The organism is Pseudomonas sp. C 49-2, from assembly GCF_003970195.1.
GTDB classification, from domain to species: domain Bacteria; phylum Pseudomonadota; class Gammaproteobacteria; order Pseudomonadales; family Pseudomonadaceae; genus Aquipseudomonas; species Aquipseudomonas canadensis.
The window spans coordinates 39340-53750 of sequence record NZ_RXYG01000009.1; the positions used below are offsets into that span (position 1 = coordinate 39340).

Below are 14411 nucleotides of genomic sequence, written 5' to 3' on the forward strand. Positions count from 1 at the left end.
ATGACTGACACCCGCAACGGCGAGGACAACGGCAAGCTGCTCTATTGCTCCTTCTGTGGCAAAAGCCAGCATGAAGTGCGCAAATTGATTGCCGGCCCCTCGGTCTTTATCTGCGACGAGTGCGTCGACCTGTGCAATGACATCATCCGTGAGGAGGTGCAGGAAGCCCAGGCCGAAAGCAGCGCGCATAAATTGCCTTCGCCCAAAGAAATCAGCGGCATCCTTGACCAGTACGTGATTGGTCAAGAGCGTGCAAAGAAGGTTCTGGCCGTAGCGGTGTACAACCACTACAAGCGCTTGAACCAGCGTGACAAGAAAGGCGACGAAGTTGAACTCGGCAAGAGCAACATCTTGCTGATCGGTCCTACAGGCTCGGGTAAGACCCTGCTTGCAGAAACCCTCGCTCGCCTGCTGAACGTTCCGTTCACCATCGCCGACGCTACCACCCTCACCGAGGCTGGCTACGTGGGTGAAGATGTCGAGAACATCATTCAGAAACTGCTCCAGAAGTGCGACTACGACGTAGAGAAAGCCCAGATGGGTATTGTCTACATCGACGAAATCGACAAGATTTCCCGCAAGTCGGACAACCCGTCGATCACCCGGGACGTTTCCGGTGAAGGCGTGCAGCAGGCCCTGTTGAAACTGATCGAAGGCACGGTCGCTTCCGTACCGCCACAAGGTGGTCGCAAGCATCCGCAGCAGGAATTCCTTCAGGTTGATACGCGTAACATCCTGTTTATCTGTGGTGGTGCGTTCTCCGGTCTGGAAAAAGTCATCCAGCAGCGTTCGACCCGCGGCGGCATCGGCTTCAGTGCCGAAGTGCGCAGCAAGGAAGAAGGCAAGAAGGTTGGCGAGTCCCTGCGTGAAGTCGAGCCTGACGATCTGGTCAAGTTCGGTCTGATCCCGGAATTCGTGGGCCGTCTGCCGGTCCTGGCCACGTTGGACGAGCTGGATGAGGCTGCTTTGATTCAGATCCTCACCGAGCCGAAAAACGCCCTGACCAAGCAATACGCCAAGCTGTTCGAGATGGAAGGTGTCGACCTCGAGTTCCGCACCGACGCCCTCAAATCGGTGGCCAAGCGGGCACTGGAGCGCAAGACCGGTGCACGTGGCCTGCGTTCGATTCTTGAAGGCGTGCTGCTCGACACCATGTACGAAATCCCCTCGCAGTCCGAGGTGAGTAAAGTGGTGATCGACGAAAGCGTTATAGAAGGTAAGTCCAAGCCACTGTATATCTACGAAAACAGTGAGCCGGCTGCCAAGGCTGCGCCCGACGCGTAAGCGTTTCGCAGTTTCGGTATAAACAAGGGGCCTCCAGGGGCCCCTTTGTTTTTACGGCGTTTTTTACCCCAAAGCGTTTACTGCGTTTAACTGCTGGCAATAAGCTTGTTTTTTTTGCATGCAGCCCCCATCTTGGTTTCAAGCTTATTTTTCATCTGTCATAGAGGCGAAATCATGAAGACCACCATCGAATTGCCTCTCCTGCCGTTGCGTGATGTCGTCGTCTATCCGCACATGGTTATCCCGCTGTTCGTGGGGCGCGAGAAGTCTATCGAAGCCCTCGAGGCCGCGATGACGGGCGACAAGCAAATCCTGCTGTTGGCCCAGAAGAATCCTGCTGACGATGATCCAGGCGAAGACGCCCTGTATCGTGTCGGCACCATTGCTACCGTACTGCAACTGCTCAAGCTGCCTGATGGCACCGTCAAGGTGCTGGTGGAAGGTGAGCAGCGTGGTGCGGTCGAGCGCTTTATGGAGGTGGACGGCCACCTGCGCGCCGAAGTGGCGCTGATCGACGAAGTCGAGGCCCCTGAGCGCGAATCCGAAGTGTTTGTACGCAGCCTGCTTTCGCAATTCGAGCAGTATGTGCAGTTGGGCAAGAAAGTCCCGGCTGAAGTCCTGTCTTCCCTCAACAGCATCGATGAGCCAAGTCGCCTGGTCGACACCATGGCCGCGCACATGGCGCTGAAGATCGAGCAGAAGCAGGACATCCTCGAAATCATCGACCTGTCGGCGCGTGTCGAGCACGTGCTGGCGCTGCTGGATGCCGAAATCGACCTGTTGCAGGTTGAGAAGCGCATCCGTGGTCGCGTGAAGAAACAAATGGAGCGCAGCCAGCGCGAGTACTACCTGAATGAGCAGATGAAGGCCATTCAGAAAGAACTCGGCGACAGCGAGGAAGGCCACAACGAAATCGAAGAGCTGAAAAAGCGCATCGACGCCGCCGGTCTGCCGAAAGACGCCCTGACCAAAGCCACTGCCGAGTTGAACAAGCTCAAGCAGATGTCGCCGATGTCGGCCGAAGCCACTGTGGTGCGCTCCTACATCGACTGGCTGGTACAGGTGCCGTGGAAGGCCCAGACCAAAGTGCGCCTGGACCTGGCACGCGCTGAGGACATCCTTGACGCCGACCACTATGGTCTTGAAGAAGTCAAAGAACGCATCCTCGAATACCTCGCCGTGCAAAAGCGCGTGAAGAAGATTCGTGGTCCGGTGTTGTGCCTGGTGGGTCCGCCTGGCGTGGGTAAAACCTCCCTGGCTGAGTCGATTGCCAACGCCACCAACCGCAAATTCGTGCGCATGGCCCTCGGTGGTGTGCGTGATGAAGCGGAAATCCGTGGTCATCGCCGCACTTACATCGGTTCGATGCCAGGAAGATTGATTCAAAAGATGACAAAGGTGGGCGTGCGCAACCCGCTGTTCCTGCTCGATGAAATCGACAAAATGGGCAGCGACATGCGTGGCGATCCGGCCTCTGCCTTGCTGGAAGTGCTCGACCCCGAGCAGAACCACAATTTCAACGACCATTACCTGGAGGTCGACTACGACCTGTCCGACGTAATGTTCCTGTGCACCTCCAACTCCATGAACATCCCGCCGGCGCTGCTGGACCGGATGGAAGTGATTCGTCTGCCGGGTTACACCGAAGACGAGAAGATCAACATCGCCGTCAAATACCTCGCGCCCAAGCAGATTTCGGCCAACGGCCTGAAGAAGGGCGAGATCGAATTTGAGGTCGAGGCGATCCGCGATATCGTGCGCTACTACACCCGCGAGGCCGGTGTACGGGGCTTGGAGCGCCAGATCGCGAAAATCTGCCGTAAGGCGGTCAAAGAGCATGCACTGGAAAAACGCTTCTCGGTGAAGGTCACGGCCGATTCCCTGGAGCACTTCCTGGGCGTGAAGAAATTCCGCTATGGCCTGGCCGAGCAGCAGGATCAGGTAGGGCAGGTGACTGGCCTGGCGTGGACTCAGGTGGGCGGTGAATTGCTGACCATCGAAGCCGCGGTGATCCCTGGCAAAGGCCAACTGATCAAGACGGGTTCCTTGGGTGACGTGATGGTTGAATCCATCACTGCCGCGCAGACCGTGGTGCGCAGCCGCGCCAAGAGCCTGGGGATCCCCCTGGACTTCCATGAGAAGCACGACACCCATATCCACATGCCGGAAGGGGCGACCCCGAAAGACGGCCCTAGCGCTGGCGTAGGTATGTGTACGGCCTTGGTGTCGGCATTGACTGGCATTCCAGTGCGCGCCGATGTCGCCATGACGGGGGAAATCACCCTGCGTGGCCAGGTATTGGCCATCGGTGGTCTGAAAGAGAAATTGCTTGCTGCACACCGCGGTGGTATCAAGACGGTGATCATTCCTGAAGAGAATGTTCGCGACTTGAAGGAAATTCCAGACAATATCAAGCAAGATCTGCAGATTAAACCGGTTAAATGGATTGACGAGGTCCTGCAAATTGCGCTGCAATACGCGCCGGAGCCCTTGCCGGATGTGGCTCCAGAGATAGTTTCCAAGGACGAAAAACGTGAGTCTGATTCCAAGGAAAGAATTAGCACGCATTAATGTGTTAAAGCCTGGGGGCTTCCTTGACAGCTTTTTAGAGCCCTTGTTATAAAGCGGCTCTTAAGTGTCTGTAGGCCATTCAGCACTGGTTTTTGCTTTCACCAAAAAACTTAGAATCATACTCAATAGATATATAAGGGGACTTAGAGTGAACAAGTCGGAACTGATTGATGCTATCGCTGCATCCGCTGATATCCCGAAAGCTGCTGCTGGCCGTGCGCTGGATGCAGTAATCGAATCCGTCACTGGCGCTCTGAAGGCCGGCGACTCCGTGGTACTGGTAGGCTTCGGTACTTTCTCTGTGACTGACCGCCCAGCTCGCACTGGCCGTAACCCACAGACTGGCAAAGCACTGCAGATCGCTGCTGCCAAGAAACCAGGTTTCAAAGCCGGTAAAGCCCTGAAAGAAGCCGTTAACTAAGCTTCGATACAGCCTTTACCTACCCAGGTCGAACCCAGGTTCAACCTGGGAGCGGAGCGGCAGCAGACCCGTGTATGCATCGGGTCGCCAAGCCGGGGGGAGAACCAAAGCCCTCGTCCGCTCCGCCAGTTGCGAGAAGGCGCATCCTTGGATGCGCCTTTCTTATATCCGTACTCTACCCACGCTCCACGGTTGCCAATTTCTGAAGTTCAACCGTTTCTGGGGGACGCATGCTGCAAAATATCAGGGACAATTCACAAGGCTGGATTGCCAAGACCATTATCGGGATCATCGTCGCATTGATGGCGTTCACCGGTATCGAGGCCATTTTCCAGGCTTCGGGTAACAGTAAGCAGGACGTGGCCAAGGTCAACGGTGAAGAAATCACCCAGACCGAGCTGAGCCAGGCCGTCGACATGCAACGTCGCCAGCTGATGCAACAGCTGGGCAAGGATTTCGATGCTTCCCTGCTGGACGAAAAACTGCTGCGCGAAGCGGCCCTCAAGGGCCTGATCGATCGCAAGCTGCTGCTGCAAGGCGCCGCCGATTCCAAGTTTGGCTTCTCTGAAGCCGCGCTTGACCAAGTGATCCTGCAGACGCCGGAATTCCAGGTGGACGGCAAGTTCAGCGCCGAACGCTTTGACCAGGTGATCCGTCAACTCGGCTACAGCCGTATGCAATTCCGTCAGATGCTGACCCAGGAAATGCTGATCGGCCAGGTTCGCGCAGGTATTGCCGGCAGCGGTTTCGTCACCGATTCCGAAGTGCTGGCATTTGCGCGTCTGGAAAAACAGACCCGCGACTTCGCCACCGTCAACATCAAGGCCAACCCTGCCGCGGTGAAACTCACCGACGATGAGGTCAAGGCTTACTACGACCAGCACGCCAAAGAGTTCATGACTCCGGACCAGGTGGTCATCGATTATCTGGAACTGAAGAAGTCTTCCTTCTTCGACCAGGTCAGCGTGAAGGACGAGGAGCTGCAGGCGGCCTACCAGAAAGAAACCGCCAACCTCGCTGAACAGCGTCATGCCGCGCACATTCTGATTGAAGTCAACGACAAGGTCACCGACGCGCAAGCCAAGGCCAAGATCGAGGAAATCCAGGCACGCCTGGCCAAGGGTGAGAAGTTCGAAGCCCTGGCCAAGGAGTTCTCCCAGGATCCGGGTTCGGCCAACAGTGGCGGCGACCTCGGCTTTGCCGGCCCAGGCGTCTACGACCCGGACTTCGAAACCGCCTTGTACGCGTTGAACAAAGACCAGGTCTCGGCACCGGTGCGCAGCACCTTCGGTTGGCATCTGATCAAGCTGTTGGGCGTTGAGGCACCGCAAGTGCCGACGTTTGCCAGCCTGAAAGACAAGCTGACCAAAGAGCTGAAAACCCAACAGGTTGAGCAGCGTTTTGTTGAAGCGACCAAGCAATTGGAAGATGCGGCATTCGAAGCCTCCGACCTGGCCCAGCCGGCGTCCGACCTGAAGCTGACCGTTCACACCTCCGCGCCGTTTGGCCGTGACGGTGGCGAAGGTGTTGCGGCCAACCGTGCCGTGGTTACTGCTGCGTTCAGCCCGGAGGTGTTGGATGAAGGTGCCAACAGCACCGCCATCGAGCTGGACCCGGAAACCATCATCGTGCTGCGTGCCAAAGAGCACCTGAAGCCTGCGCAATTGCCGCTGGAAAGCGTCAATGCGGCGATTCGCACGCAGATGGCCAAGGAGCGCGCCAGCGCGGCTGCCAAGGCTCATGCTGACGAGCTGATCGCCAGCCTGCGTGATGGCAAGACCCCGCTGAACCAGCCGGTCGACGGCCAGGCGTGGAAGGTCACTGAAGCGGCTACCCGTAGCCAGGAAGCGATCGACCCTGCCGTGCTGCAAGCCCTGTTCCGCATGCCCAAGCCTGCGGCCAAGGACAAGCCGACCTTCACCACTGTGAGCCTGGCGGATGGTAGCCTGGTGATCGTGCGCTTGAACGGCGTCAACGAAGCCGCGGCGCCAACGGACGAAGAAAAGGCGCAATACCGCCGCTTCCTCGCCTCCCGTGTCGGTCAGCAGGACTTCGCGGCGTACCGCAAGCAGTTGGAAACCAAGGCTGACATCAAGAAGTTCTGATGTCGGTTTGAACAAGAAGCCCCCGGCCTGAAAAGACCGGGGGCTTTTTTATGGGCGCTGGAGTGGGCTGCTCGCTTGTGAGGCCCCCGTCGTCCTGCTCCTTTTCAGTCTGCCTGCGGCGACTTTTAGCAGACGCTGGAAGTTCGGGCATTGGCCATGGTCAGTCGCGGGGCACTCTGCAGCGTGGCGCAACCCGAGGCTCATCGCTTTCAGGCGCTTGATGGTCGCGTCTATGCTGTCGGCCTTGTCCAGCAACAGCTGCCTGTCCACCTGCAATGGGCCCTCGAAGGGGAGCATGCTGCGGATCTCGTCCAGGGACAGGCCGCCAGCTTGCCCAAGGGCAATCAGCGCCAACTGATCGAGCACATCGGGTTTGAAGTGCCGTCGTTCACCGGGCGCGCTGGTCGCGGCGATCAACCCGGTCTTTTCATAGAACCGCACGGTGGAAGAGGGTAGTCCGGTACGTCGGGCCACTTCTGAGATATCCATTATGCATCCCTTGACTTGAAGTTGACTTCAACTTCTATCCTGCCTGTGAACGAGAGTCTCATCAATCAGAGGGCAGGCAATGTTGTCGATGGCAGAAGGCGTCAGGTTGGTATTGGTCGGAGTGGGTGCGACCGTCGTGATGGACGCGTGGTCGCTGCTCCTGAAAACCTTGGGAGTTGCGACGCTGGACTACGCCATGGTGGGTCGATGGGCGGGCCACCTTGGTCGTGGCACGTTCGCCCATGCCAGTATCGGCAAGGCGACGCCGGTACGTGGGGAAGCCTCCTTGGGGTGGGTGATTCACTATGCCGTCGGCATCGCCTTTGCGGCGCTGCTGGTGGGCCTCTACGGCGTGCAATGGTTGCATGTGCCTACGGGATGGCCTGCGCTGATAGTGGGCACGGTCACGGTGGTGATTCCTTACTTCGTCCTGCAGCCGGCCATGGGCGCGGGTGTGGCGGCGTCTCGCACGGCCACGCCTTGGAGAAATCGCCTGCGAAGCTTGGTGTCTCATGGCGTGTTTGGTGGCGGTTTGTACCTTTCGGCTGCGACGCTTGCGCAAACAGTGGGGTAGGTAAGGCAGCAGTACTGTGCGATGAGGACTTGTAACCAGTTGTGTTTAACAGGGATGCTGGAGGGCCACTGACGAAGGAGTGTTCAAACATGTGGACTCAAGGAAGCGACAGTTTGGCGATCCGCCGTGCCAGCGCGAAGGACGCTGTGGCCGTATTGCAGGTGTTCGACGAGGTGATTGCCTGGTTTGTCGCCATCGGCAACCATGGCCAATGGGGCACTGAGCCCTGGTCGACGTCGCCCCGGCGCGTCGTGCAGGTGACTGAAGCTTGCGCATTGCCCGGCGCTTGGGTCGTGGAAGGCCCTGACGGGCGCATTCACGCAGCATTGGTCCTGGGTGAGCCTATGCCCTATGTGCCTGCGGCAACTGAGCCGGAGGTGTACGTGCGTCTGCTGATCGCCGCACGCGATAGCGGTGTACGTGGCCTGGGCCGGCGTCTCATGGCTTTCGCCGATGAGCGCGCCCGTGCCTTGGGAGTGCAGCGTTTGCGGGTAGATTGCTACGGTGGTGGGAGCGGCGATCTGGTACGGTTTTATGAGTCTTGTGGGTATGAGCGCCTCTCAACGTTCGACGTGGAGGGGTGGCCGGGCCAGTTATTGGGGCGCAGTCTTTAGCGCACCGGCAAAGGCCAGCAACATCAGCAGCATGACCGCCCAGGCAAATGCGCCGACGCCCCAACCCTGCAGCAACACCCCGCCTGCCACGCCGCCGCCCGCTATGCCCAGGTTCCAGAAGGTCACCAGCATCGATTGCGCGGCATCGGCCGATTTGCCCGCCGATTGGGCCAGTGCCGTTTGCAGCAATGCGGGCAACCCGCCGAACGCCAGGCCCCATAACGCCACGGCGACGTAGATGACCGCTGGCAGGTTGATCCAGAACGCCAGCGCCAAGGCAATCAGGCCAAACATCGCGCAACTGATCAGCAGCAGCACGCGCAGCCATCGATCAATCAGCACGCCAGCCAGCCATATGCTCAATAACGCCGCAAGGCCGAACACCAGCAGCACCTGGTCGATATCGGCAGCCATTCCTGCTGGCGCCAGCAGCGGTGCGATGTAGGTGTAGAGAATGTTATGGGCCAGTACGTAGGTGAACGTCACCCATAGCACCGGACGAATGCCCGGCAACTTCAGCACTTGATGCAATCCCAAGCGTTTTCCTGCCGGTTCGCCTGCGAAGTCTGGGAGTTGCCAGCGCGCCCATGCCAACAGCACCAGCGTCAGTCCGGTCATGATCGCAAAGCTCAGGCGCCAGCCAACGGCGGCCCCGAGGAAGGTGCCTGCGGGTACACCCAGCGACAGCGCCAGCGGTGCGCCAAGCATGGCCACTGCAATTGCCCGGCCTTGCAGGTGTGGCGCAACCATCCGGCTGGCATAACCGGCCAGCAGCGCCCACAGCAGGCCGGCAAATACACCGGCAAAAAAGCGCGCCACCAGGGTCAGCCCGTAGTGACTGGAAACGGCGGTCACGCTGTTGACCAAGGCGAAGCCGCCGATGGCCAGCAGTAGCAAGGGGCGACGTCGCCAGCCTCGGGTCAACAGCGTCAGTGGAATGGCCGCCAGCAGTGACCCCAGTGCGTACAGCGTGACCATTTGACCGACCAGTGCGGGCGATACGGCCAGTCCTTCGCCTATTTGCGGTAGGAGCCCGGCGGGCATGGCTTCGGTGAGGATAGTGATGAAGCCGGCGCTGGCCAGGGCAAGCAGACCGCCCAGCGGCAGTGTTTCGGGTCGGGCGTTTACGGGGGAATCGGTGAGGGCAGTCATCGTGCTCTGTCCATGCAAGAGGGCAAGGCGCCAGAGTAGGGGGCTGTGTCTGGCGGAAAAACAGGCTAAGGTTCCGAACTTATCGGACTTGAATGTCCGCAATCATCGAGGACCCTTTCATGGACAGCCTGGGCAGCCTTTCCGTATTCGTGCAGGTCGCGGAGACCCGCAGCTTCACCGCCGCCGGGCGGGTGCTGGGCGTATCGTCTTCGGCCATCGGCAAAAGCATCGCGCGGATGGAAGAGCGCCTGGGTGTGCGGTTGTTTCACCGCAGCACCCGCAGCATCACCTTGACCAGCGAAGGCGCGCTGTTCCTTGAGCGCTCGCGACGCATCCTGGCCGAGGTCGAAGCCGCCGAGCGAGAGTTGAGCGAAGCCAGCGCCACCCCTCGGGGCAAGTTGCGTATCAGCCTGCCGCAAGTGCGTGGCTTGCTGATGCCGGTGCTCAGCGATTTCATGCGCGCCTACCCGGACATCGAGCTGGATGTGGATTTTTCCGACCGCATGGTGGACGTGATCGAGGAAGGGTTCGACGCGGTGATTCGCACCGGCAAGCCAGAAGATTCGCGGCTGATGGCCCGTCACCTGGGGCATTACCAGTTGGTGCTGGTGGGCACGCCGGGCTATTTTCGCGAATATGGCACTCCGCTACAGCCGCAGCACTTGCGCGAGCATGCCTGCCTGCGCCACAAGTTCTGCGCGACCGGCAAGCTGGAACCTTGGCCATTGCGGCTTGCACCGGGTGCCGCCGAGCCCATCTTGCGTGCGCCGTTGGTAAGTACCACCATCGAGTCCCTCAACCACGTGGTGCACGAAGGCTTGGGCATTGCCTGCTTGCCGGACTACATGGTCAACCAAGCCGTGCGCGAGGGACGCCTGCAAAGGGTGCTGGATGATTATCTGGAGCACCGCGGCAGTTTCTGGATGCTCTGGCCATCCAGTCGCCACGCTTCGGCCAAACTGCGCGTGTTTATTGATCATATATGTGCCGGGCTGTTTCCTACGGGCAGTGTCGTGTAAGGCAGTGACGTTTTACCGACAGGAATGCGCGCGCCAAGGCCGTGTTCTGTTGCACAATACCGCCCGGACCGTTTTCCTCAGGATTTTCAATGTCGACATCATTTCACTTGCGTAGCCTCGGGCTGGCGCTGGTGCTGGCGGGCGCCGCGGGCTGCTCGTCACCCAAGACCGCCATTTATGAACATGAGAATTTCGACGACTCCGGCACGTTTTCCAGGGATTACCCGGTCACGGACGTCGCAGCGTGTGAAGCCGCGCGGCGTGCCTTGCTGAGCCAGGGCTACATCATCACCAGCAGCGACCCGAAACTGGTGGTGGGCAACAAGAGCTTCCAGCAGACCGGTGAGACCCACTTGCAGATCAGCTTCAATGTGGTGTGTGCCGATGATGGCAAAGGCACCCACCATTCGACGATGTTCGCCAACGCCTTGCAGGATCGCTACGCGCTGAAGAAGGTCAACAACTCCGCGAGCCTGGGTGTGGGCGTGCTGGGCTCGGTGTCGATGCCGATCGGCTCCACCGATGACTCCATGGTGAAAGTGGCGAGCGAGACCGTGTCCGCGCCGAAGTTCTACGAGCGTTACTTTGCGCTGGTGGATGTGTTCCTGCCGCAAGAGGTGAAGAAGGCCGAGAACATTCCTGAGAAGCCCAAGGCTGAGCTTGGCGTGCCGGAGCCTAAGGCCGCACCCGTCGCCGAGCCCGTCGCCGAGAAAGTCGAGCCGCCGAAGGAAGAGCCCACTGTGTCACAGCCGGTGGCACCTCCTGTCGAGGCTGCGCCGATTGCACCGCAGGCCGAGCCTGCACCTGCGCCAACCAATCCCGAGCTGCCACCGCCGACAGAAGCCATTCCGCCGCTGCCGACGCCTGCGCAGTAACTCAGACCGCTACGGGATTCGCCTTGTCGACGTTGATCCCGTAGCGGCTGATGGCTTCACTGACTTTTTCACGCCCTATGACGCCGTCATCCGCCAATGCCTTCAAGGCCGCCAGTACGATGAAGTGCCGGTCCACTTCAAAGAACGCCCGCAGGGTTTCACGGGTATCCGATTGCCCGAAGCCGTCCGTGCCCAGCGCTACAAAACGCCGACCGGGAATGAAGGCGCGGATCTGATCGGCGAAGAGCTTCATGTAGTCGGTCGCCACCACCACCGGCCCGGTTTGCCCGGCCAGGCATTGCTCCACATAGCTCATTCGTGGCTCGCTATCCGGGTGTAGCAGGTTCCAGCGCTCCACCTCTTGCCCCTCACGGCGCAATTCGGTGAGGCTGGTTGCGCTCCATACATTGCTGCGCACGCCGAAGTCCTTTTCCAGCAGGTCAGCCGCAGCCATCACCTCGCGCAGGATTGAGCCACTGCCCATCAGTTGCACCTGCGCCTGGTTGCTTCCACTCAGCCGGTACATCCCCTTGAGAATGCCGTCTTCCACCCCTTCTGGCATTGCCGGGTGCGGGTAGTTTTCGTTGAGCAGGGTGATGTAGTAGTAGATGTCCTCCTGTTGCACATACATGCGCCGCATGCCCTCGTGAATGATCACTGCCAACTCGTAGGCAAACGTCGGGTCGTAGGACACGCAGCACGGGATAACCGACGACAGGATGTGACTGTGCCCATCGTCGTGCTGCAAGCCTTCACCCATCAGCGTGGTGCGTCCGGCCGTAGCGCCCAGCAGGAAACCACGCGCACGCGCATCGCCTGCCGCCCAGGCGAGGTCGCCGACCCGCTGGAAGCCGAACATCGAATAGAAAATATAGAACGGCACCGTCATCAGGCCGTGGTTGCTGTAGGACGTACTGGCCGCAATCCAGGAGGAAATGGCGCCGGACTCATTCAGGCCTTCCTGCATGATCTGCCCGTCTTTGCTTTCCTTGTAGTAGCTCAGTTGCCCTGCATCCTGTGGGGTATAGAGCTGGCCGACGGCGGAGTGGATACCGATCTGACGGAACAGGCTTTCCATACCAAAGGTGCGTGACTCGTCTGGCACGATGGGCACGATCAGTTTGCCCAGATGCGGATCTTTGAGCAGGGTGCCGAGGATACGCACAAAGGCCATGGTGGTGGAGATCGAGCGCTCGCCCGTGTCCTTGAGCTGGGTAGAAAAGGCGCTCAGCTCAGGGATTTGCAACGATTCGACCGCGCTGTGTCGTGCTGGTACATAGCCGCCCAAGGCCTGGCGGCGTGCAGCGAAGTAGCGGGCTTCTTCACTGTCAGCGGCAGGTTTGATGTACGGAATGTCGGCAAGCTGGTCGTCGGCCACTTCCAGGCCGAAGCGGTCGCGGAAAGCTCTTACTGCCTCTGCGCCCATCTTCTTGAGCTGGTGGTTGATGTTCTGGCCTTCACCGGCTTCACCCATGCCAAAACCCTTGACGGTTTTCGCCAGGATCACAGTGGGCTGGCCAGTGTGGCGTACGGCAGCGGCGTAGGCGTTGTAGACCTTGTCCGGGTCGTGCCCGCCTCGTGAGAGTTTCCATATTTCGTCGTCGGACATATCTGCAACCAACGCTAGTAATTCCGGGTATTTGCCAAAGAAATGTTCGCGCACGTAAGCGCCGTTCTGTGATTTGTAGTTCTGATAGTCGCCATCCACGCATTCCATCATGCGTTGGCGCAGCAGCCCGGTCGTGTCTTTGTCCAAGAGCGCATCCCAACCACCGCCCCAGATCACTTTGATCACGTTCCAGCCGGCGGCGCGGTACAGGCTTTCAAACTCTTGGATCACCTTGGCATTGCCGCGCACGGGGCCGTCCAGGCGTTGCAGGTTGCAGTTGACCACGAAGATCAGGTTGTCGAGTTTCTCGCGTCCGGCCAGGGAGATGGCCGCCAGTGATTCCGGTTGGTCCATTTCGCCATCACCGAGGAAGGCCCAGACCTTGCGCCCCTGGTGTTGCTTGAGGCCACGCAATTCCAGGTAGCGCATAAAACGCGCCTGGTAAGCGGCGGTGATGGGCCCGAGCCCCATGGACACGGTGGGAAATTGCCAGAAGTCCGGCATCAGTCGTGGGTGCGGGTAGGATGAGATGCCCTCGCCACCGGCCTCGCGACGGAAGTTGTCGAGTTGCGTTTCGCTGATGCGGCCTTCCAGGTAGGCGCGGCCATAGATGCCGGGGGAGGAGTGGCCCTGGATGTACACCAGGTCGCCGTCAAAGGTATCGGTACGCCCACGGAAGAAGTGATCGAAGCCTACGTCATACAGCACCGCGGCTGACGCATAGGTCGCAATATGCCCGCCGACACCAGAGTGTTTACCTGCGCGGAGCACCATCGCCATGGCATTCCAGCGGATATAGGCGTTGATGCGACGTTCGATGGCCAGGTTGCCGGGGTAGGGCAGTTGCCGGTCCACCGGGAGGGTGTTGACGTAAGGGGTGGTGACCCGCCCGTAGAAGTCGCCATGCCGCGCCACGTCGAAATCCAGCAACTGATCGATCAGGTAGTGCGCGCGCGGGCGGCCTTCGGTGGACAGCACCGATTCGATGGACTCGAGCCATTCGCGGGTTTCCTGTGGATCATCGTCGCGTCTGACTGCGTTGTTCGGGGTCATATGAGGCTCCAGGGTAGGCGGATTTCAAGTGGCGGGCTCCTTGTGGGAGTACCGGCCAAAGTAATTGCAATTGCAACTATATGACCGAATCTAGCGCGAGATGAGCTACTATTGCAACCTTCTTGAAATGTCCCGGATGGTGTTGCATGTCGTCGAAAGAGCCTGATGTATGGTTCCGTTTTGTCAGGGCTCACAGGACGGTCATCCGTGAAATCGAGCGTCGCCTGGCCGAGGCGGACCTGCCGCCGTATGCCTGGTATGACGCTCTGTGGGGCTTGGAAAGCGGCCCCGACGGCACTCGCCGCATGCACGAATTGGCTGATGTGCTGGCCATCGAACGCTACAACCTCACGCGTCTGGTCGACCGCCTGGAAAAAGACGGCCTCGTGGTACGTTCGCGCTCCGACGGGGATGGCCGGGCGGCATTCGCCTCGATCACCGAGGCCGGTCGGGTGCTGCGTAAAAAGATGTGGAAGATCTACGAAAGCACGGTGGATGAGCTGTTCCTGTCACAGATCGAGCCGGGGCAGCGCCAAGGGTTTGCCGATGCGCTGGAGCGCACAGCGGGGCTGGCGATGGAGGCTGGGGTACAGACCCGCAGCCGGCGCAAAACCTGAAATGTGCTGAAGATCTAATGTGGGAGCG

The 14411-nt window shown here is 59.6% G+C and carries 12 protein-coding genes; 9 read left to right on the forward strand and 3 right to left on the reverse strand.

All coding sequences use genetic code 11. The features are described from left to right. The 4 genes from clpX to EJ576_RS18480 all read left to right on the forward strand — a co-directional run bounded on the left by clpX (position 1) and on the right by EJ576_RS18480 (position 6381). The gene (gene clpX, locus EJ576_RS18465) at positions 1-1284 is read left to right on the forward strand and encodes an ATP-dependent Clp protease ATP-binding subunit ClpX (RefSeq protein ID WP_010209414.1); all 1284 of its coding nucleotides are present in this window, start codon (positions 1-3) and stop codon (positions 1282-1284) included. A gap of 174 nt (positions 1285-1458) precedes the next feature. Continuing rightward, entirely contained in the window at positions 1459-3855 is a 2397-nt protein-coding gene (gene lon / locus EJ576_RS18470; RefSeq protein WP_122729208.1) for an endopeptidase La, read from the forward strand. A 148-nt stretch (positions 3856-4003) separates the two neighbouring features. Continuing rightward, entirely contained in the window at positions 4004-4276 is a 273-nt protein-coding gene (locus EJ576_RS18475) for an HU family DNA-binding protein (RefSeq protein ID WP_003174819.1), read from the forward strand. A 230-nt stretch (positions 4277-4506) separates the two neighbouring features. Next, positions 4507-6381, forward strand: a complete 1875-nt coding sequence (locus EJ576_RS18480) for a SurA N-terminal domain-containing protein (RefSeq protein WP_126570834.1) — start codon at positions 4507-4509, stop codon at positions 6379-6381. 48 nt (positions 6382-6429) lie between these two features. On the opposite strand, the gene EJ576_RS18485 is transcribed toward EJ576_RS18480, so the two are convergent. Further along, complete coding sequence (locus EJ576_RS18485) at positions 6430-6870, reverse strand: helix-turn-helix domain-containing protein (RefSeq protein ID WP_122729203.1); 441 nt, start codon at positions 6868-6870, stop codon at positions 6430-6432. A 79-nt stretch (positions 6871-6949) separates the two neighbouring features. Here EJ576_RS18485 and EJ576_RS18490 point away from each other — a divergent pair, with 79 nt between their 5' ends. Beyond that, the gene (locus tag EJ576_RS18490; RefSeq protein WP_122729201.1) at positions 6950-7444 is read left to right on the forward strand and encodes a DUF2938 domain-containing protein; all 495 of its coding nucleotides are present in this window, start codon (positions 6950-6952) and stop codon (positions 7442-7444) included. A gap of 89 nt (positions 7445-7533) precedes the next feature. After that, a complete protein-coding gene (locus EJ576_RS18495) occupies positions 7534-8058 on the forward strand; it encodes a GNAT family N-acetyltransferase (RefSeq protein ID WP_122729199.1) in 525 nt (174 codons plus the stop codon). On the opposite strand, the gene EJ576_RS18500 is transcribed toward EJ576_RS18495, so the two are convergent. Further along, positions 8038-9210: an MFS transporter gene (locus EJ576_RS18500; RefSeq protein WP_122729197.1), complete on the reverse strand. Its 1173-nt coding sequence runs from the start codon at positions 9208-9210 to the stop codon at positions 8038-8040. The genes EJ576_RS18495 and EJ576_RS18500 overlap by 21 nt on opposite strands. Positions 9211-9329: 119 nt before the next feature. On the opposite strand from EJ576_RS18500, the gene EJ576_RS18505 reads away from it, so the two are divergent. Together EJ576_RS18505 and EJ576_RS18510 are read left to right on the forward strand one after the other, a co-directional pair. Beyond that, positions 9330-10229 carry a LysR family transcriptional regulator gene (locus EJ576_RS18505; protein WP_126570923.1) on the forward strand — a complete coding sequence of 300 codons (900 nt, stop codon included), beginning with the start codon at positions 9330-9332 and terminating at the stop codon, positions 10227-10229. 89 nt (positions 10230-10318) lie between these two features. Beyond that, complete coding sequence (locus EJ576_RS18510; protein WP_122729193.1) at positions 10319-11104, forward strand: DUF2242 domain-containing protein; 786 nt, start codon at positions 10319-10321, stop codon at positions 11102-11104. A 1-nt stretch (position 11105) separates the two neighbouring features. Here EJ576_RS18510 and aceE read toward each other — a convergent pair whose 3' ends face one another. After that, complete coding sequence (aceE, locus tag EJ576_RS18515; RefSeq protein ID WP_126570835.1) at positions 11106-13766, reverse strand: pyruvate dehydrogenase (acetyl-transferring), homodimeric type; 2661 nt, start codon at positions 13764-13766, stop codon at positions 11106-11108. 146 nt (positions 13767-13912) lie between these two features. On the opposite strand from aceE, the gene EJ576_RS18520 reads away from it, so the two are divergent. Further along, positions 13913-14383, forward strand: coding sequence for a MarR family winged helix-turn-helix transcriptional regulator (locus EJ576_RS18520; protein WP_122729189.1), 471 nt, complete (start codon positions 13913-13915; stop codon positions 14381-14383). The last annotated feature ends 28 nt before the right edge of the window (positions 14384-14411 follow it).